Annotated in this window: 25 protein-coding genes; 7 read left to right on the forward strand and 18 right to left on the reverse strand. The window is 68.2% G+C overall.

All coding sequences use genetic code 11. The annotated features are described in order from the left end of the window. Window positions 1-97 precede the first annotated feature (97 nt). From OG921_RS14910 to sdhC, 9 genes are all read right to left on the reverse strand, one after another. Window positions 98-511, reverse strand: coding sequence for a hypothetical protein (locus OG921_RS14910; RefSeq protein WP_266113261.1), 414 nt, complete (start codon window positions 509-511; stop codon window positions 98-100). Next, window positions 501-1,019 carry a hypothetical protein gene (locus OG921_RS14915; protein WP_266113262.1) on the reverse strand — a complete coding sequence of 173 codons (519 nt, stop codon included), beginning with the start codon at window positions 1,017-1,019 and terminating at the stop codon, window positions 501-503. The genes OG921_RS14910 and OG921_RS14915 overlap by 11 nt, the downstream gene beginning before the upstream one ends. Beyond that, window positions 1,016-1,441 carry a hypothetical protein gene (locus tag OG921_RS14920; protein WP_266113263.1) on the reverse strand — a complete coding sequence of 142 codons (426 nt, stop codon included), beginning with the start codon at window positions 1,439-1,441 and terminating at the stop codon, window positions 1,016-1,018. Before OG921_RS14920 ends, OG921_RS14915 begins: the two co-directional genes overlap by 4 nt. Continuing rightward, entirely contained in the window at window positions 1,438-3,888 is a 2,451-nt protein-coding gene (locus OG921_RS14925) for a hypothetical protein (protein ID WP_266113264.1), read from the reverse strand. Before OG921_RS14925 ends, OG921_RS14920 begins: the two co-directional genes overlap by 4 nt. After that, the gene (locus OG921_RS14930; protein ID WP_266113265.1) at window positions 3,888-4,202 is read right to left on the reverse strand and encodes a WXG100 family type VII secretion target; all 315 of its coding nucleotides are present in this window, start codon (window positions 4,200-4,202) and stop codon (window positions 3,888-3,890) included. Before OG921_RS14930 ends, OG921_RS14925 begins: the two co-directional genes overlap by 1 nt. Before the next feature lie 149 nt (window positions 4,203-4,351). Further along, window positions 4,352-5,131 (reverse strand): succinate dehydrogenase iron-sulfur subunit, encoded by a 780-nt coding sequence (locus OG921_RS14935; RefSeq protein ID WP_266113266.1) that lies wholly within the window; start codon window positions 5,129-5,131, stop codon window positions 4,352-4,354. Beyond that, window positions 5,131-6,882 (reverse strand): succinate dehydrogenase flavoprotein subunit, encoded by a 1,752-nt coding sequence (sdhA, locus tag OG921_RS14940; protein WP_266113267.1) that lies wholly within the window; start codon window positions 6,880-6,882, stop codon window positions 5,131-5,133. Before sdhA ends, OG921_RS14935 begins: the two co-directional genes overlap by 1 nt. Window positions 6,883-6,896: 14 nt before the next feature. Further along, window positions 6,897-7,337, reverse strand: coding sequence for a succinate dehydrogenase hydrophobic membrane anchor subunit (locus OG921_RS14945; protein WP_266113268.1), 441 nt, complete (start codon window positions 7,335-7,337; stop codon window positions 6,897-6,899). 32 nt (window positions 7,338-7,369) lie between these two features. Further along, the gene (gene sdhC, locus OG921_RS14950; RefSeq protein ID WP_266113269.1) at window positions 7,370-7,774 is read right to left on the reverse strand and encodes a succinate dehydrogenase, cytochrome b556 subunit; all 405 of its coding nucleotides are present in this window, start codon (window positions 7,772-7,774) and stop codon (window positions 7,370-7,372) included. A gap of 277 nt (window positions 7,775-8,051) precedes the next feature. On the opposite strand from sdhC, the gene OG921_RS14955 reads away from it, so the two are divergent. Next, window positions 8,052-8,456 carry a cytidine deaminase gene (locus OG921_RS14955; RefSeq protein WP_266113270.1) on the forward strand — a complete coding sequence of 135 codons (405 nt, stop codon included), beginning with the start codon at window positions 8,052-8,054 and terminating at the stop codon, window positions 8,454-8,456. Window positions 8,457-8,482: 26 nt separating this feature from the next. Continuing rightward, window positions 8,483-9,817 carry a thymidine phosphorylase gene (locus tag OG921_RS14960; RefSeq protein ID WP_266113271.1) on the forward strand — a complete coding sequence of 445 codons (1,335 nt, stop codon included), beginning with the start codon at window positions 8,483-8,485 and terminating at the stop codon, window positions 9,815-9,817. Here the strand turns inward: OG921_RS14960 and OG921_RS26620 are convergent. Beyond that, window positions 9,723-10,262 (reverse strand): mechanosensitive ion channel family protein, encoded by a 540-nt coding sequence (locus OG921_RS26620; protein ID WP_323182790.1) that lies wholly within the window; start codon window positions 10,260-10,262, stop codon window positions 9,723-9,725. The two genes, OG921_RS14960 and OG921_RS26620, sit on opposite strands and share 95 nt — an antisense overlap. On the opposite strand from OG921_RS26620, the gene OG921_RS14970 reads away from it, so the two are divergent. Then, the gene (locus OG921_RS14970) at window positions 10,176-11,291 is read left to right on the forward strand and encodes an adenosine deaminase (RefSeq protein ID WP_266113272.1); all 1,116 of its coding nucleotides are present in this window, start codon (window positions 10,176-10,178) and stop codon (window positions 11,289-11,291) included. The genes OG921_RS26620 and OG921_RS14970 overlap by 87 nt on opposite strands. Before the next feature lie 29 nt (window positions 11,292-11,320). Here OG921_RS14970 and OG921_RS14975 read toward each other — a convergent pair whose 3' ends face one another. From OG921_RS14975 to OG921_RS14995, 5 genes are read right to left on the reverse strand one after another with little or no spacing between them, the layout of a single operon-like run. Continuing rightward, complete coding sequence (locus tag OG921_RS14975; protein WP_266113273.1) at window positions 11,321-12,625, reverse strand: primosomal protein; 1,305 nt, start codon at window positions 12,623-12,625, stop codon at window positions 11,321-11,323. Between the two features lie 33 nt (window positions 12,626-12,658). Then, on the reverse strand, window positions 12,659-12,970 hold the full coding sequence (locus OG921_RS14980; protein ID WP_266113274.1) for a YbaB/EbfC family nucleoid-associated protein: 312 nt from the start codon (window positions 12,968-12,970) through the stop codon (window positions 12,659-12,661). Beyond that, window positions 12,967-13,320 (reverse strand): hypothetical protein, encoded by a 354-nt coding sequence (locus OG921_RS14985; protein WP_266113275.1) that lies wholly within the window; start codon window positions 13,318-13,320, stop codon window positions 12,967-12,969. The genes OG921_RS14980 and OG921_RS14985 overlap by 4 nt, the downstream gene beginning before the upstream one ends. Continuing rightward, window positions 13,317-14,477, reverse strand: coding sequence for a C40 family peptidase (locus OG921_RS14990; RefSeq protein WP_266113276.1), 1,161 nt, complete (start codon window positions 14,475-14,477; stop codon window positions 13,317-13,319). The genes OG921_RS14985 and OG921_RS14990 overlap by 4 nt, the downstream gene beginning before the upstream one ends. After that, window positions 14,474-14,797, reverse strand: a complete 324-nt coding sequence (locus tag OG921_RS14995) for a type VII secretion target (RefSeq protein WP_266113277.1) — start codon at window positions 14,795-14,797, stop codon at window positions 14,474-14,476. Before OG921_RS14995 ends, OG921_RS14990 begins: the two co-directional genes overlap by 4 nt. Before the next feature lie 109 nt (window positions 14,798-14,906). Here OG921_RS14995 and upp point away from each other — a divergent pair, with 109 nt between their 5' ends. Further along, the gene (upp, locus tag OG921_RS15000) at window positions 14,907-15,530 is read left to right on the forward strand and encodes a uracil phosphoribosyltransferase (protein ID WP_266113278.1); all 624 of its coding nucleotides are present in this window, start codon (window positions 14,907-14,909) and stop codon (window positions 15,528-15,530) included. Between the two features lie 12 nt (window positions 15,531-15,542). On the opposite strand, the gene OG921_RS15005 is transcribed toward upp, so the two are convergent. The 3 genes from OG921_RS15005 to OG921_RS15015 all read right to left on the reverse strand — a co-directional run bounded on the left by OG921_RS15005 (window position 15,543) and on the right by OG921_RS15015 (window position 18,157). Next, entirely contained in the window at window positions 15,543-15,764 is a 222-nt protein-coding gene (locus OG921_RS15005) for a hypothetical protein (protein WP_266113279.1), read from the reverse strand. A gap of 93 nt (window positions 15,765-15,857) precedes the next feature. Continuing rightward, window positions 15,858-17,345, reverse strand: a complete 1,488-nt coding sequence (locus OG921_RS15010; RefSeq protein ID WP_266113280.1) for a phospho-sugar mutase — start codon at window positions 17,343-17,345, stop codon at window positions 15,858-15,860. Then, a complete protein-coding gene (locus OG921_RS15015; protein WP_266113281.1) occupies window positions 17,342-18,157 on the reverse strand; it encodes a purine-nucleoside phosphorylase in 816 nt (271 codons plus the stop codon). Before OG921_RS15015 ends, OG921_RS15010 begins: the two co-directional genes overlap by 4 nt. 27 nt (window positions 18,158-18,184) lie before the next feature. Here OG921_RS15015 and OG921_RS15020 point away from each other — a divergent pair, with 27 nt between their 5' ends. The 3 genes from OG921_RS15020 to OG921_RS15030 are packed head-to-tail and all read left to right on the forward strand — an operon-like array spanning window position 18,185 to window position 21,321. Continuing rightward, the gene (locus tag OG921_RS15020) at window positions 18,185-18,889 is read left to right on the forward strand and encodes an enoyl-CoA hydratase-related protein (RefSeq protein WP_266113282.1); all 705 of its coding nucleotides are present in this window, start codon (window positions 18,185-18,187) and stop codon (window positions 18,887-18,889) included. Between the two features lie 27 nt (window positions 18,890-18,916). Beyond that, window positions 18,917-20,167: a M20 family metallopeptidase gene (locus tag OG921_RS15025; protein ID WP_266113283.1), complete on the forward strand. Its 1,251-nt coding sequence runs from the start codon at window positions 18,917-18,919 to the stop codon at window positions 20,165-20,167. Continuing rightward, entirely contained in the window at window positions 20,167-21,321 is a 1,155-nt protein-coding gene (locus OG921_RS15030; protein ID WP_266113284.1) for a M20 family metallopeptidase, read from the forward strand. The genes OG921_RS15025 and OG921_RS15030 overlap by 1 nt, the downstream gene beginning before the upstream one ends. Window position 21,322: the final 1 nt, after the last annotated feature.

A 21,322-nucleotide genomic window follows, 5' to 3' on the forward strand; every position in this document is an offset into this window, starting at 1 on the left:
GTCACGCGCACGTCGCCGACCAAAAGCCGCGCCGTAGGTCACCGCGTCACAGCCATGCAGCATGCGTCACCCGATGGCGCCGTGAGTGCGGCCCGGCTCAGGCAGTCGGGACGGGGTTGACGAACTCGACGATCTCGTCGCAGGCCGAGGGTTCGAGGTAGCCGCAGGTCTCGAGTTTGCCGGTGCGGTACATGCCGGGCTGCCCGACCATCCAGTCGCCCTTTTCGCCGAGGTAGAAGACGTAGAGGAAGGTGCCGTCGACGGCGACGATGCTGAACGGCTCGCCCTGCCATTTGCACATGGACTTCACATAGACCAGCTTCTCGACCGCGGCGCGTGCGACGGTCTTGATTCCGGCGACGGTGGGAATGGCCGACGTGCTGAATCCGGCCGGGACGTCCTCACCGTCGTAGACGCGCAGCACGACGTTCGCGTCGGAGGTGGTGGCGTGATACTCGCGGCCCTCGAAGGTCGCATAGAACCCGGTGGCCCGCGGGCGTTCAATTGCCAAAGCCGGTCACCCCCACCCATTCCTTGTTGCCGGTGAGGATCGCGGCGAGTTGCTCCTCGCCCTCGGTGGGGATGAACCACAGCTCGGCGCCGGGATCGAGCACGCCGTCGATCATCCAATACTCGGGCAGGTTGTAGTTCTCGCCGCCGGTGAACCCGTTGCCGAGATAGGGCGGTCCGTAACCGAGGTCGACGCCGCCCGCCTTCCCGATGCTGCGCGCCAACGGCTTGTCGGTGACGTAGGCGCTGGCGACCGCGTCGGTGGTGAACCGCAGCGCGTACAAGGGCTCCTCGGGCTTGAAATGCGAACCGGGATAGTCCAACCGCAGTGCGTGATACAGCGCCCTCGCGCCGGTCACCTGCATCGCATGCATGGCCAGTGTCACGAACCCATTCACCACGTCGGGCAGTCCGCTGAAGTACGGCGACACCGCATTGGCGCGCAGCTGATCGCCCTCGATCACCGAAATAACCCGCTGCCAAATAGGTTTCGGGGGCGGGGCAGTCATCGGGGCTCCTGTCCGGGTAGCGGGATCTCGGTCGCGGTTTCTTGGAAGTCGGCGAGATCGCCGAGGGGTGCTTCGCCGTAGATGTCGTACTTATCCGGCCGCTCCATGCCGTCCCACCGCACGACCTTGTCGAGATCTCGGCCGATGTACGCGAGGTATGCGGTGTCGCCGACGAGACGAGTTATCTCGAAGGGCTCGCCGCGATACGTGCAGGTCGTCTTCACTCTGGTGAGTCGATCGACTTCACCGACCGGGACTCGGCGCTGGCCCACAAACCAGGCGAAGCCCGACGGCTCGAAACCCTCCGGCAGGTCGGGACTCGACGAGTAAAGGAGAACGGTATCTCGTAGATGTTCTGCGAAGTACGAATTGCCACGCCAGGCGGCGTATTCGCCGCTGATCTTCGGGCGAATTGATGTCAACTCACTACTCCGATCCACTTCTTCTCTGGCGACAGTACCGCTACGAGCGTTTCGGAGCCGTCGGGGTCGATCCGATACATTTCGGCGCCTGGGTTCATGCGCTCGGCTTCGCCGAGGAAGTACTCGGGGACGGTGTGAGTATCGCTCGCTGTGAATCCGGTGCCGGTGAACGGGTATGCGTACCCCGGATCGAAACTCGGTCCGTGTCCGGCGAGTTCAGAGAGTTGACCGTCGGGTATGTGCAGGTTGTCGTGGCTGTCCAGATCGAACCGCATGGCAAAGACCGGTCTATCCGGCGACAATGGTGACCCGTCATAGTCGAGCGCGAGGGCGTCGAAGATGCTTTCGGGTGTGGTCAGTGTCGCGGTATCGGCGGCGGACGTAACCGAACCCCGCACGCTGCCCGGGTGGTAACTCGTCGAGTTGTTTTGCCTCGCTTCAGCATCTGCCTCATGCGTGACCTTCTGCAGCGGCTCGCCCTCGACCAAATCCGGGAATGCGTTCCGGAAACCGTGCACCAGTTCCCGATCATGCCCGTTCAGCCAGCCCGCCTCCTGCACGAGCAGCGGCTGGATGTCGTCTCGGGTCAACCCCCGGTCGGCCAGCCACGCATACGCCGCTTCGAAACGAGATTGCAAGGCTTGCAACTGTTCCCGGGAGGCCCACACCCGGTGTCGAGTGCCATCGGCGAGGTCGACATAGCGCGGCTCGGGTGTTCCACCGTTGACCGAAGGATCCCCAATCGGTGGTTGGTCCGGCGGTCCGCCATTGTTGCCGCCGTGACCATTGACAGCGGCTTGGCGGGGAGTGTCCGTCCCCAGTGGTACCACCGCCGCGACGTGCGGCATGGCGGCGGCGCGGGCCGGCTCCGGGGCTCGCGCCGGCGCCTGACGTGCGTCCGCGGGTGTCTCCGGCGGTCGGACCACCTCGGGCCGGGCGGTCGGGCCGGCGCTGGGCTGCGGCGATTGCGCTGCGGGCGGTGCGTTCGTTGCGTGCACCGGGGCGACCGCCGGATTACCGGCGGCCGGCGGGGGAGCGCTCGACCCGGGATTCGAGGTGACCGGCGACGAGGTGCTCGGCGAAAAGCCTGTAGGAACAGGCGAACTCGGTGCCCCGGTTGCCGCGGTTGGTGGCGCGTGCGGCGCGGAGGTCGGACCGGCGGACGGTGATGTCGCGGCGCCGGAGGGGGTTTCGCCCGAGGGTGTCAATGTCGATGTCGATGTCGGAGCGGACGTCGGCGCGGTGGGGGGTGCGGTGTTGGCGGCGGAACTGGCGTGTGTCCGTGCCGGGTCGGTCGAGCCGCCTGTCTCGGGACCGGGCTCGGTCGTGCCGGTACGAACCGGTTCGGACGGTGTGGTGTCCACATCGCGCGTTGCCGGGGTTTGGGCGGCGACCGCATGATCCGTCGGTGTGGATTGCGTCTCGGGTGTGGTCGTCACCGCGGGCTCGGAGCCATGCCCGGCCGGTTCCGGTGTCGGCGAATGCTGCTGGGTGCCTGCGGGATTTGTGGCATCTGATGAATCGATATGGCCACCAGGTGGATTGGTCGTCTCGAGTCCGCCCGCACCTTCGCGCGCGCCACCGACGCCACCGCCGACCGCGCCGGAGGTCAACGTCTGCCAGTTCACCTCGTCCCCGGTCGCCGCGGTGGATGCGACAGAGCCCGCGGCACCGGCAGTGGCGCCAACCCCGGCGTGCTCTGCCATCCGGGTCAACGGTGCGGCACCATCGGGCACGAGGCCGCCGAGGCCGCTGCTGACGCCACTGGATACGACCTCGTCCACCGCACCCGACAGCGCCGACTTGCCGATCGAAGCCATGTCGAGGTCGTCTCGGCGCCCGGTCGCCGCCTGCCAGCCCTGGATTCCCGCGTCGAGCCCACCCTGCGTGAGCGCACCGATGAGCGCGTGCCGGCCGGCCGCGAGTGCCAGCTGCTTCGCGGCCTGCATGGTGAGTTGCGCGAGCAGCTTTTGGACAAGCTCTCGAATGATCATCCGGACGGTGACCTGCGTGGCCGCCTCCGCGGCGGCCCCGGCTGCCGCACTGGTACCGAGCGAGATGACGAGCGTCGCTGCAGCGGCAGCCAATTCCGCGGCCAGGATCGTGAGCGCAGCGATGATCATGAGCTTGGCGTGCTCGATATCGGTGGCGCCCTTGTCGAGCGTGTCGGCGAGGTGCTCGCATACCTCGATGAGCTGGCCAACCGCGCCGTCGCCGCCGATCTGCCGCCAGAAATCCGCCATCGCGTCGTGCGTGTCGCCCTCGATGGTGACGAGCGCCTTCGACATTGCCTCGGCCGCCTCGCCGTCGAGCTGGTTGAGCGCGCTCGCGGTGCCGACCCAGGAATCGGCCAGTCGGCGCATCGCGGTTTCGTCGCCGTCCGGCCAGTCCGAGCCGACCGCCACCGACGCGACCGACCGAAGCCAGCCGGGTATTTCTATACCCACTACATCGACCCGTCGAGCGCGCCGCCGAATTGGGTGTCGGTGTCGTCGTAGTTGTCCGCCGTGTGCACCATGCGGTCCCGCATCGACGTCAGCACCTGTGCGAGCTTGGCGACCGTGTCGACGGTGGGCGCTACGTCACCGACATAGCTCTGCGCGAACGACTGGCCGCTCTCATCGGCGCCCCAGCATTCGCCCTCGGCAGCCAGTGCCGATGACAGGTTCCGTTGCGCCGATTCGACCGCATCGGCCAATTCGACGAAACGGGGTGCGACCGCGCGCAGCGCAGCTGGGTCGACGCAAACCTCGGCGCCCATCGTCCGTCCCCCAATTCGCCTCGCGCTGTGCAGTCCCCTTCACTTGATAGGACTCGGCAGCGCCGCGATCGGTTCCACCGAAAACGAAACGAGGGCGCGGCCGGTATCGAAACCGGCCGCGCCCTCGTGCAGAGCATGCGTCGAAAAGATCAGCGCGCGAACAGCAGTGCGCGCTTGACCTCCTGAATCGCCTTGGTCACCTCGATGCCGCGCGGGCAGGCGTCGGTGCAGTTGAACGTGGTGCGGCAGCGCCACACACCCTCGACGTCGTTGAGGATGTCGAGACGCTCGGTGGCGGCTTCGTCGCGGCTGTCGAAGATGAACCGGTGCGCGTTGACGATCGCCGCCGGGCCGAAGTAGCTGCCGTCGTTCCAGTACACCGGGCACGAGGTGGTGCAGCAGGCGCACAGGATGCACTTGGTGGTGTCGTCGAAGCGGTGCCGGTCGGCCTGGGACTGGATGCGCTCGCGGGTCGGCTCGTTGCCGGTGGTGATCAGGTACGGCTTCACCGCGCGGAACGCGTCGAAGAACGGCTCCATGTCGACGACGAGATCCTTTTCGACCGGCAGGCCGCGGATCGGCTCGACGGTGATGGTGAGCGTCTTGCCGTCCTTGGGCAGCATGTCGCGCATCAGCACCTTGCAGGCGAGCCGGTTCACACCGTTGATCCGCATAGCGTCCGAGCCGCACACGCCGTGTGCACACGAGCGGCGGAACGTGAGCGTGCCGTCGAGGTAGCTCTTGACGTAGATCAGCAGGTTCAGCAGCCGGTCCGTCGGCAGGCAGGGCACCTGGAAGCTGTCCCAGTGCGCGCCGAGATCGTTCTCCGGGTTGAGCCGTGCGATCCGCATCGTCACCATGACCGCACCCTCGGGAACGGGGGGCTGGCTCGTGCCGGCGGACTGCGGGGTATCCAGTGACGTCGTCATCAGTACTTGCGCTCCATCGGCTCGTAGCGGGTCTGCACCACCGGCTTGTAGTCGAGGCGGATGTCGGAGAGCAGCGAGTCGCCTTCCTTGTACGCCATGGTGTGCCGCATGTAGTTCACGTCGTCGCGGTTCGGGTAATCCTCGCGAGCATGTCCGCCGCGGGACTCCTTGCGGTTGAGCGCGCCAACCACTGTGACCTCCGCGAGCTCGAGCAGGAAGCCGAGTTCGACGGCCTCGAGCAGGTCGCTGTTATAGCGCTTACCCTTGTCCTGCACCGTGATTCGGTCGTAGCGCTCCTTGAGCGCGTGAATATCGGTGAGCGCCTGCTTGAGCGTGTCCTCGGTGCGGAACACCGAAGCGTTGTTGTCCATCGTGCGCTGCAGCTCCGTGCGGATGTCCGCGACCCGCTCGTGGCCTTCGCCGGAAAGGATCCGGCTCATCCACGTTTCGACCATGCCCTCGGGGTTCTCCGGCATCTCGACGTGTTCGTGACGAAGCGCGTACTCGGCCGCGGCGATTCCCGAGCGACGACCGAACACGTTGATGTCGAGCAGCGAGTTGGTGCCGAGGCGGTTCGCGCCGTGCACCGACACGCAGGCGCACTCGCCGGCGGCGTACAGGCCGTGTACGACCTCGTCGTTGTTGCGCAGCACCTCGCCGTTGATCCGGGTCGGGATGCCGCCCATGACGTAGTGGCAGGTGGGGAACACCGGCACCAGTTCGGTGACCGGGTCCACGCCGAGGTAGGTGCGGGCGAATTCGGTGATGTCGGGGAGTTTCTCCTCGAGCACGTCCTCGCCGAGGTGCGTGACGTCGATGTAGACGTAGTCCTTGTTCGGACCGGCGCCGCGTCCCTCGAGCACCTCGAGCACCATCGAGCGGGCGACAATGTCGCGGGGCGCGAGGTCCTTGATGGTGGGGGCGTAACGCTCCATGAAGCGCTCACCGTCGGCGTTGCGCAGGATGCCGCCCTCGCCACGGACCGCCTCGGAGATGAGGATGCCCAGGCCGGCAAGACCCGTCGGATGGAACTGGTGGAACTCCATGTCCTCGAGCGGCAGTCCCTTGCGGAACACGATGCCCATGCCGTCGCCGGTGAGCGTATGCGCGTTCGAGGTGGTCTTGTACATCCGGCCCGAGCCGCCGGTGGCGAACACGATGCTCTTGGCCTCGAAGACGTGCAGTTCGCCGGTGGCGAGCTCGTAGGCGATGACGCCGGTCGCGGTGAGGCCGCGGTCGGTCTCGGTCAGCGAGATGTCGAGCACGTAGAACTCGTTGAAGAACTCGACGTCGTGCTTGACGCAGTTCTGGTACAGCGTCTGCAGGATCATGTGGCCCGTGCGGTCCGCGGCGTAACACGCGCGCCGGACGGGCGCCTTGCCGTGGTCACGCGTGTGGCCGCCGAAGCGACGCTGGTCGATCTTGCCCTCGGGCGTCCGGTTGAACGGCAGACCCATCTTCTCCAGGTCGAGCACCGCATCGATGGCTTCCTTGGCCATGATCTCGACGGCGTCCTGGTCGGCGAGGTAGTCGCCGCCCTTGACGGTGTCGAAGGTGTGCCACTCCCAGTTGTCTTCCTCGACGTTCGCCAGCGCCGCACACATGCCGCCCTGGGCAGCGCCGGTGTGGCTGCGTGTCGGATACAACTTGGTCAGGACGGCGGTGCGTGCGCGAGGACCGGCTTCGATCGCCGCACGCATACCTGCGCCGCCGGCGCCGACGATGACGACGTCATACCGATGATGCTGCATTGAAGCTTGCTCCCCTAGTTGGCCGGGATGTTCGGGTCGAAGGTGAAGATCACGTAGGTACCCAGACCCACGATGAGGATCATCGACAGCGCCAGCAGCGTGTTCAGCCAGAACCGCGTGGAGTCCTTGCGGGAGTAGTCCGCGATGATCGTGCGCAGCCCGTTACCGCCGTGCAGCTGCGCGAGCCACAGCATCGTCAGATCCCAGAGCTGCCAGAACGGGCTCGACCAGCGGCCGGCGACGAACGCGAAGTTGATCCGGTGCACACCCTCGTCGAGCATCAGCATGATGAACAGGTGGCCGAACACCAGCACCATGAGGGCGAGGCCGGAGAACCGCATGAACAGCCAGGCGTAGAGCTCGAAATTGCCCTTCGAGGCTCGGCGCGGCGAGCGGGGGTTGTCCAGGCTGGCGGGCCGGTCGTAGGACTTGGCGAGAACCTTCGCTTCTGTCATGGCTCAGTGCTCCCGGTTCTTCGCTGCGCTCATCAGTTCCCCGCAAACATGTTGTAGAAGATGCGGCCAGCGCCCGGGATCATCACGACGAACCAGATGCCGATGATGATCCACAGCATCAGGCGCTGGTACTTGGGGCCCTTCGACCAGAAGTCGACCAGCATGACCCGGACACCGTTGAGTGCGTGGTACAGCACCGCGGCAACGAGAGCGAGCTCCATCAGCCCGACGACCGGGTTCTTGTACGTTTCGATGGCGGCGTCGTAGGTGTCCGGGCTGACCCGTACCAACGCGGTGTCGAGAACGTGCGCGAACAGGAAGAAGAACACTGTCACGCCGGTGATGCGGTGCAGTACCCATGACCACATACCCGGGTCGCCCCGGTACAAGGTCCGCCTGGACTCCTTCGTCGGAGCCGCTTCCGTCGTGCTTGTCATCGAATGCTGTGCCTCCAACGTCGTCGATGTGCGCGGGGTGGGTCATGCAACGTCGAGCGTGGGGTTCAGCACGGGGGCGCTAGAACTGCGCGCTCCGGCTCGACGCGGACTTGAACCGGCTGTGGTGAACTTTAATCCCCTGTGAAACCAGGGAACTAGCGCGGTCGGTCGAACGTTCGGCGCGAAAGGCCGTTCTTAGGTTTGCCTGTCCAAATACATTCGGACGTCGTGGCGCCGGGCCGGAACCGGACGCGGCGTCGTCGGAAAGGTGGCCCGGATGCCGGAAGTCGACTGGAAAATGCTGCGTGCCAGGGCATTCGATGTGATGCAACGGGCGTATGCGCCGTACTCGGCGTTTCCGGTCGGGGCAGCGGCGGTTGTTTCCGACGGTCGGATCGTCGCCGGATGCAATGTGGAAAATGTCTCATACGGCCTGGGGCTCTGCGCCGAATGTGTACTCGTCGGTAACCTCGTCTCCTCGGGTGGCGGGCGCCTGATCGGGTTCTCGTGTTGCGACAGCCGGGGCGAAATTCTGATGCCGTGCGGGCGGTGCAGGCAGCTCTTACTCGAGCACGGCGGCCGGCAGCTGCTGGTCGACCATCGCAGCGGGCCCGTCGAGCTGAACGCCTTGCTGCCCGACGCTTTCGGGCCGGACGATCTGGCGGCGGGTGCGCTCGAATGAACGGAAGATTTGGTGCGCTGAACGGAGTGAACGCTTCCGTTCACTCCGCGACGGACCGTGCATTCCACGACGTCGTCTCGATCATCCGGGCGAAGCGGGACGGGCACGCCCTGTCCGACGCGCAGATCGACTGGGTGATAGCCGGGTTCACCCGCGGTGAGGTCGCCGACGAACAGATGGCCGCGCTCGCGATGGCCGTCGTGTGGCGCGGCATGACCCGGGCCGAGACCGATCGGTGGACGGCCGCGATGATCGCCTCGGGCAGCCGGATGGACTTCACCGACCTGCCGCGACCCACCGTCGACAAGCACTCCACGGGCGGCGTCGGAGACAAGATCACGCTGCCACTCGCGCCGCTGGTCGCGGCGTGCGGTGCCGCGGTGCCCCAACTTTCGGGTCGCGGGCTCGGCCATACCGGCGGCACGCTGGACAAACTCGAATCGATTCCCGGCTGGCGCGCAGATCTCGAGCCCGCCCGGATGCGCGAAATCCTCGCCGACCCCGCGATCGGTGCGGTGGTGTGCGCGGCCGGAGCCGACCTCGCGCCGGCCGACAAGCGGCTCTACGCCTTGCGCGATGTCACCGGGACCGTCGAGTCGATCCCGCTGATCGCCAGCTCGATCATGAGCAAGAAGATCGCCGAGGGCACCGGCGCGCTCGTACTCGATGTGAAGGTGGGCAGCGGCGCGTTCATGAAGGAGCGCGCACACGCGGACGAACTCGCCACCGCGATGGTGGAGATCGGTACGGACGCGGGACTGCGGACCGTCGCGCTGGTCACCGCGATGGACACACCGCTCGGCCGAACCGCGGGCAATGCGCTCGAGGTCGCCGAGTCGGTGGAGGTCCTGGCCGGCGGGGGACCCGCCGACGTGGTGGAGCTGACGCTCGCGCTGGCGCGGGAGATGCTGCTCGCGGCCGGGATCGACGGCATCGACCCGGCGGACCGGCTCGCCGATGGCACCGCAATGGACCGCTGGCGCGCAATGATCGCCGCGCAGGGCGGCGACCCGGATGCGGCCCTGCCTCGTGCCCGGCATACCGAGGTAATCCGTGCGCCCGAAGCAGGTGTGCTGACCAGGATGGACGCCATGGCCGTGGGCCTGACGGCGTGGCACCTCGGCGCGGGGCGGGCCAAGCAGGGCGATCCGGTCTCGGCCGGGGCGGGCGTGGAAATGCACGTCAAACCCGGAGATTCGGTCGGGGTGGGCGATGCGTTGTTCACGCTGCACTTCGACGACGAAAGGCAGGACGAGGAGGGTCGATTCAACCGGGCCGGACGGGAGTTGGCGGGTGCCTGGGAGATCGGGGCCGACGCGCCGCAGGCGGTCCCGTTGATCCTGGACCGCATCGGGGACTGAGGCCGCTCAACCCACGTCGCGCAGTGCGGTGGATTGTCCGGGTGCGACCGTGTCGAAGCGTTGCCGCGGCAGCCCGGCGAGAACGGCGCAGATCCCACCGCCGGACCACGACACAACTCAGCGTGATCTCCGCTATCCAGCCCCACTCCTGCTCGACGATCACCGCGTCGTCGATGCGGATCGCGGCGCTGAACGTGAGCTGGATGCCCGCGAACAGATTGCCCAAAGTCGACTGCGCCGCCAGTGTCGCGTGCGTATCACGGTTCCCGGTTACGTCGCAGAGATTTCGCGCGCTGTTCGCCGCGTCGTCGGCCGCCGAGCCCCGGCATCGGGCGCGGACCGGCGCTAGTGTCTGAACATGAACGCTCCCGAGGTTCCCGCCCCAACCGGGCCAGCACCACTGGACCGAGCCTCCCTCAGGCAGGCCCCCAAGGCCCTGCTGCATGATCACCTCGACGGTGGCCTGCGACCGGCGACAGTGCTCGAACTCGCGCGCGAATGTGACTACACGCAGCTGCCCACCGACCATGCCGACGACCTCGCGGTGTGGTTCCGCGATGCGGCCGACAGCGGCTCACTCGAGCGCTACCTGGAAACGTTCGATCACACGGTCGCGGTGATGCAGACGCCCGAGGGTTTGCAACGGGTGGCGCGCGAATGCGCCGAGGATCTCGCCGACGACGGTGTGGTCTACGCCGAGGTTCGATTCGCGCCCGAGCAGCACCTCGGGCGGGGGCTCACCCTCGACGAGGTGGTCGAGCACACGCTCGAGGGATTCGCGCAGGGAATTTCGGCGGCCGCCGCGCGCGGCCGGGTCATCCGGATCGGCTGCCTGCTCACCGCGATGCGCCACGCCGCACGTTCGCGCGAGATCGCGGAGCTGACGGTCCGGTTCCGCGACCGGGGGGTGGTCGGTTTCGACATCGCCGGCGCCGAGGCCGGCTACCCGCCGAGCCGGCACCTCGACGCGTTCGAATACATGCGGGCGAACAACGCGCACTTCACGATTCACGCCGGCGAGGCCTTCGGGTTGCCGTCCATTCACGAGGCGATCGCATTCTGCGGTGCGGACCGGCTCGGCCATGGCGTTCGGATCGCCGACGACATCGTGGAGTCCGACGGCGATGCGCGACTCGGGCTGCTCGCCGGTTACGTGCGCGACAAGCGGATTCCGCTCGAGCTGTGCCCGAGCTCGAACATTCAGACCGGCGCGGTGAAGAGCATGGACGAGCACCCGTTCGGGTTGCTCGCCCGGCTGCGGTTCCGGGTGACGGTCAATACCGACAACCGGCTGATGAGTGACACCACGATGAGCCAGGAGATGCTGCGGCTGGTCGAGTCGTTCGGCTACGGCTGGAGCGACCTGGAGCGGTTCACGATCAACGCAATGAAATCGGCGTTCATCCCGTTCCCGGATCGGCTGCGGATCATCGACGAGGTGATCAAGCCGGGCTATGCCGTGCTCATCGGCTGAGCCGGTGCCGCACCGCGCCTGCGTCCGGGTCAGACCTGGCGCAGCCGGGTTTCGAACTCCCGCACCAGGCCCCGCCATGACTCCGCCTCGGCGGCGAACGGCGGGCTCGGCGCCATCCGGTTCGGGTCCGGGTTCAGGAGGTAGGACACGTACCAGCCGAGCGGCGTCGACGATGCCAGCGCATTCGAAGTCTCCTCGTCACCCACGTAATCGGCTGCGTCGGTGAGTAATTCGACTGCCAGATCGAGCTGGCCCATGTCGACGGCGGCTGGGCCCTCGGCCAGGTCGTCGGCCAGGCCGGGTAGGACATAGATGTTCTCGTCGGTGATTTCGACCTCGAGCGACCCGTCCACGGCGAGCGCCTGAACGTCGGCGAAGGTGCTCACCCGGACCAGGTCGTGTTCATGGTCGTCGGCGAGATAGCGCGCGAGCGAACGCTCGGAGGCGAACACGAAGATCGCGTCCTTGCGGCCGAGGAACACCGGGTCGTCATCGAGGTAGCAGCGCAACGTGAACCAGATGCGGTCGCTGGTGATGATCTTGATCGGATCGATGCCGACCTCGGACCAGAACGTCTCGTCCTCGTCTTCGTCGTCTTCGTCGTCCGCCTCGTCGTCTTCTGCTGCGGCACCGGAGCCCGCGACCGCGGTGCCCGCCGCCGCGAGGTCGACCGTCTCGAACTCGGCCTCGTCATCGGAATCGGCATCGTCGTCGGCCTCGACGATATTCTCCGCGGCCGCGACGAGTTCGGCCTCCGCGACGTCGACCGCTGCCGAATCGACGTCCGGGACTGTGATCACCTCGTCGATCGCGTCGAGCACGCCGTCCCAGTCCTTGGCGATCGCCGTGCCGATCCGGTCCCACAGCTCGAGTCCGTCGCGACCGTCGAATACACGTACCCCCGCGGACACCATGCTCAGCACCGGGTTTGCGCCGAAGAACTTGGTCACCGCTTCGAGTTCGCAGACCTCGCCGATCGTGCGGACCATGCTCAGCGTCTGGTCGAGTTCCTCGACGACGTCCGGATCGGGATCGCTCGCGGCCAGCTCCGGGACGGCGATCAGGTCGAATGCGGCGCTCTCGTCCGGTTCGAACTCGGTGGCCGACAGTGCTGTCACGGTGCGCCACGCCGGATGATCGACGAGGTCGTTGTCGGCGTTGGAGCGGACGAACGCAGCCAGTTCGGCGATCGACTCGAATCCGTAGAGGTCGTCACCGTGGCCGAGGAACGCTTCCCACTCGTCGTCGCCCTCGCGCCACGCCGGTGCCCAAAGGGTGACGAGGTCGCCGTCGGTCAGACCGAGTTCGATAGGAACGATGTCTCCGGAAGCCATGCCGCTGAGCCTATCGACTCGGATGCGAGCTTCTCACCCGACCTGTCCGCCGAATTCGGCGGACAACCGTTCGATGACCCGTGCACGCTGCCGCGCGGCGTCCACAGCGGCCTCTGCGCAGGTGCGGGTGACCAGCGGCCCGATCTCCGCGGGCGGGTGAGCGGTGATGGCCTCGGCCAGGCGCAGATCGACGAGCGCGCCGTTGCCATCGACCTCGGCGGTGACGAGTCCGTCCTGCGCGGTCGCGACTCCGCGGACCTGCGAAATGCCGTGCAGTGCTGCTTCCAGGTTCTCCAGGCGCGCGGTCGCGCTCGCGACCAGCGCATCCATCTCGTTGCCGCTCATACCCGCCGCATCCAGGTCGTAGGGGAGAGGTCGGCGTCATCGGCCGCCGCGAGCCGCTGATCCACTTCCGTGCGCGTCGGCAGCCCGAGTCGATCGAGGACCTCCGCGGTGATGCCCGCCTCGGCGAGTTCGACCCGTCGCCGGGCGCGCGCCTCGAGCGCGGCGGACCGGGACAGCCGCAGAATCTCCGCCGCGAGTGCTTCGGCGCCGTAGCGCAGTTCGCGGCGATCCACCCGGATGTCGGTGGGCAGGCCCTGATCGTTCGCTCGGACCGCGAGCGTGCCCTGGCGGTTCGTGCTGGTGGCATGGGTGACCTCGGGGATCGGCCCCGGAGTGCGCGGCTCGCTCATGCCTCACCTGCCGATGCGGTCGGTCGGTAGAAACCGTAGAACTGCATGCCGATGTTCTCCGTTCTGATCGGTCCGGTGCTGACCGGGTCGCCCGCCTCGACGAGCTGGCCGTTCCCGATCACCATCGCGACGTGGCCGTCCCACACGGCGAGGTCGCCGGGCATCAGGTTGTCCTCCGAGATCTGCAGGTGGCCGACCTGCTGCTCCTGCGCGAGCCTGGGCAGATCCACCCCTGCCTCGCCGTACGCGTACTTGGTCAGTCCGCTGCAGTCGAGTCCCTCGCCGGGGCTGTTGCCGCCCCAGACGTATGGCACGCCCTGCTGGCTCAGCGCAGCGCGCACCGCGGTGGCGGCCTCTTCGTTGGGGGCGACCGCGGTGCTGCCGTCGGGCAACGTGATCTCCACACCCCGACCGGCGAGCTTGTGTTCACCGGGGCCGGCGCCTGCGCCGACCTGTTCGCTGTCGCGTCCGCGCTGCAGCGCCGCGGAGCGGCTGCGCCCGTGCGACGGCGAGGAAAAGACGCTCGACATGCCGCTTGCACCGCTGCCGCCGCCCGACAGCCCGCTCGCGACCTTCGACGCGGCATCGCTCACCTGCGAGGGAGCCGCCGACGCGGCGTGCGTCGGCGTTCCGACGCTCGCCGGTGCCGTGGGGACCTCGGGTGCTGTCAATTCGGTCATGCGGGCGGTGTGCGTACTCAGCTGTGCGCGCACCTTCGCCACGACCGCGAGTGCACGGTTGAGGTGTTCGATCGCGGCAGTGACGATCATCGCCAGCCCGGCCGGCGTCACCAGCGTCGGTGCCGCGGCGACGGCGATCGAGATGAACGACTGCAGGATGCCCTCGAGCTCGACGAGACCGGCATTGACATCGGCACTGGCCGCGCCGACCACGTCGGCAATCGAGTTTCCGCGATCGGAGATCTGGACCGACGAGTCCTGGACGGCCTGCGCCTTGGACACCGCAGTGCCGGCCGCCCTGCCGCGCCAGCCTGCGTCGAGATCCGCGACCGCATCCCGGCCGATGGCGTGCACGGCGTCGATCGCGGCCGAGGACAGCCGCAGCGCGTCGGCGGGGCCGCCCGAGGGCAGAACTCCGCTCCCGAAGCTGCCGAGCAGGTCCGTGATGGGGGCGGCGAGAACGGCGGGGTCGATCACCCGTCGACCCCGCCCGCGATTGTGCCCAGTCCGACCGCGTGCGCGGCATCCGTCCCGGCATAGGCGGCGGCTGTGCCGATCGCGGCGTCACCGATGCCGGCCAGCGTGCTCGAAGCCTGCGCAATGGCGCCGAGATGCGCGGCGTGCGCGCTCGCGAACGCGGCCAGGAAGTCGCCGCCGATCAGGCCGAACACCGGGCCGAGCAGCTCCGGACCTGCGACGGCGGCGGTCGCCGCGGCAGTGGTCATCGATGCGGCCATGCCGGCCGCCGTGGCGCCGTACGCCGCGATACCCGCCGTATCGGCGGTGACCTCGCTCATCGCATGTCCCCCGGGGCTCGACAGATTTCCTCGACATGTTGGACGCAACCGATCGCGCCACGGTTCCGACCTTCCGCGACCGGGCTGCGTCGGCATTATTGTTCGAGCCATGCACACGCATGTGGTCGATCACCCGCTGGCGGCTGCGTTGCTCACCTCGATGCGCGACGAGCGCTCCTCCAATGCGGCGTTTCGTGCGGCGCTCAGCGGCCTCACCCGCATCCTCGTGCATGAGGCGACCCGCGATGCACCGGTCGAGACGTTCGAGGTCACCACGCCACTGACGACGACCGTCGGATACCGGCTCGCCCGCCCGCCGCTGCTGGTTCCGGTGCTGCGCGCCGGGCTGGGCATGGTGGAGGAGGCCAGCAGGCTGATTCCGCAGTCCCGGGTCGGCTTCGTCGGTATCGCCCGCGACGAACAGACGCATCAGCCGGTGCCCTATCTCGAGTCGCTGCCCGACGATCTGTCCGACGTGCCGGTCTACGTGCTCGATCCGATGCTGGCGACGGGTGGCTCGATGTTGCACACACTGGAGTTGCTCGTCGCCCGCGGTGCTCGCGACATCACCGCGGTCTGCGTGGTCGCGGCGCCGGAGGGACTGACGAAGCTGGAGCAAGCCGGGCTGCCGGTGCGGGTGTTCACCGCCGCGATCGACGAGGGGCTGAACGAGAATGCCTACATCGTGCCCGGACTGGGGGATGCCGGGGATCGGCAGTTCGGGCCGCGGTAGCTCGGAGCAGCATTACGACTCCTGCAGATCGTCCTGTGCCGCGGTGTCGCGTTGGATCGATTCCCTGGTCCAGAAGGCGCTGACTGCCCACCCGCAACAGAAGATCCCAACTCCATTCACAACCGACCGCAGCGCCGATTGGCCGGAGTCGGCGAGACCGACGATCAGGAACAACGACAAGGGGAGGAGGAAGACGATCTCGCGCCGCTTCAGCAGATCTGCGTCCTTGAACATCCGCACTCCTCGTCGCTCCAACAATTCATCCAGTTTGGCAGCGGCGTCGACAGTTTCGGCGGACATTCGGAAGTTCGGGACGGTGGGCGGCTTTCAGAGCTGTTCGCACCAGCTCCGCAGTTCGCCGAGGCGCTGCACGGCGCGCACGTGCGCGGTGGTCAGTTCGGCTTTGCCGGCGACCCGCTCGACCACCTCGAGATAACACTTCAGCTTCGGCTCGGTTCCCGAGGGCCGCACCACGATCCGGCTGCGCGCACCTGTGAGAATCAGCGCGTCGGTGCGCTGCAGTCCGCGTCGCTGCAGCAGATCGGTCGCCTCGACGGGCTCACCCGCCACCTCGGTCGGCACCGCCGAGCGCAACTGCGCCATGATCGCCTCGATCACGCCGAGATCGTCGACTCGGCGCGAAACCTGATCGGTCGCATGCAGACCGAACTCGCGCGCGAGGTCGTCGAGCAGCGCGGGCAGGGTGGTGCCGCGCTCCTTGGCCCCGGCGGCCAGGTCCGCGGCGAGCACGGCCGCGGAGATGCCGTCCTTGTCGCGCACCGCATCCGGGTCGACACAGTGACCGAGCGCCTCCTCGTAGGCGTAGACCAGCCCGTCACCGGCGCGCACCAGCCACTTGAACCCGGTGAGCGTCTCGGCGTGCCGGGCACCGCGCGCGCGGGCGAGTTTGCCGAGTAGTCGCGACGACACCACGGTGCTGGCCACCAGTGCATCCGCGGGGGCGGTCGCGAGCACGTGCTCGCCGAGCAGCGCGCCGGTCTCGTCGCCGCGCAGCATCCGCCAGCCATCCGCGTCGCGCACGCCGAGCGCGCAGCGGTCCGCGTCGGGATCCAATGCCACGGCCAGGTCGGCGTCGACCCGCTCGGCGAGAGTGAGCAGCAGGTCCGTGGCGCCGGCTTCCTCCGGGTTCGGGAACGCGACCGTGGGAAAGTCGGGGTCGGGTTGGTACTGCTCGTCGACCACGTGCAGGTCGGTGAAGCCGGCCATCCGCAGCGCCGCGAGCGCCGTCTCGCCGCCGACGCCGTGCAGCGGGGTGAGTGCGATGCGCACGTTTCGCTCGGTGCCGTGCGGCAGCGACGCGACCCGGGCGAGGTAGCGCTCGACGAGTTCGTCGCCGATCGGTTCGACCTGGCTGCGCGGCACCGCAGCGGCCGGACCGACCGCGTCGATCTTGGCCTCGATCTCCCGGTCCGCGGGTGAAATGAGTTGCGCACCACCGGAAACGAAGACCTTGTAGCCGTTGTCGGTGGCCGGATTGTGCGACGCGGTGATCTGCACCCCGGCCACTGCGTCGAGCGCGCGGACCGCGAACGCGGTCAGCGGTGTCGGCAGCGGGCGCGGGAACAGCCGCACGGCGAAGCCGGCCGCGGCGAGCACCTCGGCGGTGATCGCGCCGAACTCGCGCGAACCGTGCCGCGCGTCGTAGCCGACCACGACCACGCCACCGCCGAGGCAGCGCTCCTGCAGCCATGCCGCCAACCCCGCGGTGGCCCGCGTGACCACGTCGGGATTCATCCCGTCCGGGCCGTCGCGTAGCGGGCCCCGCAAACCCGCGGTGCCGAACCGCAGGCTCATGACGCCACCGGATCGTCTGACCCCGCCGGATCGTCGAGACGTTCGAGCACCCCACGCAGCAGCCGCCCCAGCCGCGGTGCGGCGGCGGCGCCCTCGGCCAGCACTTCGGCGTGCGCGAGATGCTCGCCGGTGATGCCTGCGGCCAGGTTGGTGACCAGCGAGATGCCGAGTACCCGGGCGCCGAGCGAGCGGGCCGCGATCGTCTCGTTCACCGTCGACATGCCCACGAGGTCGGCCCCGATCGCGCGCAGCATCCGAATCTCGGCGGGCGTCTCGTACTGCGGTCCGCGCAACCCGGCGTACACCCCGGTCGCCAGCGTCGGGTCCACGTCGAGCGCGAGCCGGCGCAGCGCCGGGTCGTAGGCATCGACCAGGTCGACGAAGTGCGCACCCTGCAGCGGCGAGTCTCCGGTCAGGTTCAGATGATCATCGATGAGGACCGGCATGCCGACCCGGTAATCGGCGTTGATCCCGCCCGCCGCGTTGGTGAGCACGATGGTGTGTGCCCCCGCCGCGACCGCCGCGTGCACGGGGTGGGCTACCTGGATCGGCGAGTAGCCCTCGTAGAGATGGTTGCGTCCCATCATCACCAGCACCGGGCCGCCGACGAGGTCGATGGAATGGATGACGCCGTGATGCCCTGCGGCGGTGGGGGTTTCGAAACCGGGGAGCTCCGCCATCGGAATGGTCGCGGTGGGCTCGCCGAGTTCGGCGACGGCGGCCTGCCACCCCGAGCCGAGGACGACGGCGGCGCGGTGCGCGGTCCTGCCGGTGCGCTCGGCGATCATCGCGGCGGCATGCGAGGAATCCATGAAGAGCACCCTAGCTATCCTGCCGGTATGCCATTTCTCGAGCGCGACGGCGACATCTACGTACTCAGCTTCGGCACTCGCGAGGGGACCGACAGCGAGAACCGCTTCCATCCGGATTGGATCGACGAGTTCCACGCCCTCCTCGACGAGGTGCAGGCGCATGAGGGGCCGACCGCGCTGGTCACCACCGCGACCGGCAAGTTCTACAGCAACGGCCTGGACACCGACTGGCTGTTCGCGAACATGGGCGAGATGCACGGCTACCTCGACCGGGTGCACACGATCTTCGCGCGGCTGATCGTCTTCCCCATGGCGACCGTCGCCGCAGTGAACGGGCATGCCTTCGGCGCGGGCGCGATGACCGTGAGCTCGCACGATTTCCGCGTGATGCGCGGCGATCGCGGCTACTACTGTCTGCCCGAGGTGAACCTCGGTATGCCGTTCACGGTCGGGATGAACGCGCTGGTCCGCAACCAGCTCGGCGTGCGGACCGCGGTCGCGACGATGACCACGGGCCGCCGCTTCGGGGCGGCGGACGCGATCACGGCGGGCATCGTGGACGAAGCGGCGGATGCGGACAAGCTGGTGGAGACCGCGGTCGCGCGCGCGGGCGCCCTGGCGCAGAACCGCGGTCCGGCGATCGCCCGCATCAAGGCGGACCTGCACGCCGACACGCTAGCCGCGCTGGCGGTGGCCAATACGGCGGAGAACCTCGCCTTCGGCAGGGGCTGATCGCCGCGGAGTGAGAGACTGGGCCGTATGGCTTCGGACAACCGGCAGGTCGGCGGGCGCGACGCGATCGCGGTCGCCGACCGCGTCGTCGCCGCGTCCGCAGCGGCCGACGTGGCCATCGATCTCGCCGCCCGCGATCTGATCGAGTTGTCGCATTCGATTCACGCGGAACCGGAACTGGGTTTCGAAGAGGTCAAGAGCGCGGCAAAGGTGACCGAGTTGCTCGCGCAGCGCGGCTTCGAGGTGCAGGCCGGCGTCGCCGATCTGCCGACCGCGTTCACCGCGACCTTCGGCAGCGGCGATCTGGTCATCGGGATCTGCGCCGAGTACGACGCACTTCCCGAGATCGGACATGCGTGCGGGCACAACATCATTGCTGCGTCCACGGTCGGTGCCGCACTCGCACTCGCGGATGTCGCGCAGCAGTGCGGGCTCACCGTCAAGGTCTTCGGCACACCTGCCGAGGAAGACGGCGGCGGCAAGGTGCTCATGCTGGAGCGAGGTGCGTTCGACGGTGTCGCGGCGGCGATGATGGTGCACGCCGGCCCGGTCGACATCGCCGGGGCGACGTCGCTGGCACTCGCCGACCTCGCAGTCACGTTCGCCGGCCGGGAGGCACACGCGTCGTTCGCCCCACAGTTCGGCCGCAATGCGGCGGACGCGGTGACGGTGGCGCAGGTCGGGATCGGGCTGCTGCGCCAGCATCTCGTGCCGGGCCAGCAGGTGCACGGCATCGTCACCGACGGCGGCACGGCGCCCAACGTCGTGCCCGACCGTGCCGAGATGCGCTTCAATCTGCGCGCAGCCACCAATGATTCGCTCGCCGACCTGCAGGGACGGATAGCGGACTGTTTTGCCGCAGGGGCGCTGGCCACCGGCTGTACGCACGAGGTTCGCACCGCGACCCCGACCTACACCGCACTCACGCCCGATCCGCGTCTGGTGCAGGCATATCGTGAAGTGGTCATCGAGCTGGGGCGCACTCCGCTCGCACCGGAATTGGAAGGATCGCAGCCGCTCGGCAGCACGGATATGGGCAATGTAACCAACGTCATACCCGGTATTCACCCGATCATCGGGATCGACTCGGAGGGCTCGGTGCCGCACCAGCGCGCTTTCGCGGCGGCGTGCGCGAAGCCCTCGTCGGACCGGGCCGTCATCGACGGTGCGACTGCACTGGCACGCACCGCGATCCGGGTGAGTTGCGACCCGGGCGAACGCGACCGCCTGCTGGCCGGAGTCGTGCGCCGCACGGCGGTCGGCGCGGGAGGCCGGTGATGGCGGACTTCCTCGAAACCTGGCTCGACGGGAACCGGCAGCGGTTGACGCAGTGGCGCCGACAGATTCACGCCAATCCCGAACTTGCACACAGCGAATACGCCACCACCGAGCTGGTGGCGGCGGAACTGGCGTCGGCAGGGATGTCGCCCAAGGTGCTGCCTGGCGGAACCGGACTGATCTGCGATATCGGCCCCGATACCCCGCGGATCGCGCTGCGCGCCGACATGGACGCGCTGCCGATGCAGGAGTTCACCGGTGCCACTTATGCCTCGACGGTGCCGGGGGTGGCGCATGCCTGCGGGCATGACGCGCACACCACGGTGCTGCTCGGTGCGGCGCTCGCGCTCGCGCAGGCGCCCGAACTGCCGGTCGGTGTCCGGTTCGTCTTCCAGCCTGCGGAGGAGACCATGCCCGGCGGCGCGATCGACGTGGTCGCCTCCGGCGCGATGAGCGGGGTGAAACAGATCTTCGCGCTGCACTGCGATCCACGGCTCGAGGTCGGCCGGGTCGGCGTCCGGGTTGGGCCCATCACGTCGGCGGCCGACACCGTCGAACTCGTGCTCGACTCGCCCGGCGGGCACACGTCGCGGCCGCACCTGACCACGGACCTGGTGTACGCGATCGGCACCGTGATCACCGGCCTGCCCGGGATGCTCAGCCGGCGGGTGGACCCGCGTACCTCCACCGTCATGGTGTGGGGCGCGGTCAACGCAGGTCAGGCGCCCAATGCGATCCCGCAGACGGGCATGCTGACCGGCACGGTCCGCACCGGCGATCACGAGACGTGGGCAATTCTCGAACCCCTCGTCCGCGAGATCGTGCACGGCCTGCTCGCGCCGACCGGGGTGCGCTACCAGCTGAACTACCGGCGCGGCGTTCCGCCGGTGGTCAACGACGAGCACGCCACGAGGGTGTTCGAGGACGCGATTCGCGCCACCGGCCACGACGCCCTCGCGGACACGATGCAGTCCGGGGGTGGCGAGGATTTCTCCTGGTACCTCGAGGAGGTGCCGGGGGCGATGTGCCGGCTCGGCGTGTGGTCCGGCGAAGGAGCACAACTCGATCTGCACCAGCCGACGTTCGACATCGACGAGCGCGCGCTCGAGGTGGGCGTGCGGGTGATGGCGAACGTCGTTCTGGCCGCGGAGTAAC

The sequence above is a fragment of the Aldersonia sp. NBC_00410 genome, assembly GCF_026342035.1.
Lineage (GTDB): Bacteria > Actinomycetota > Actinomycetes > Mycobacteriales > Mycobacteriaceae > Aldersonia.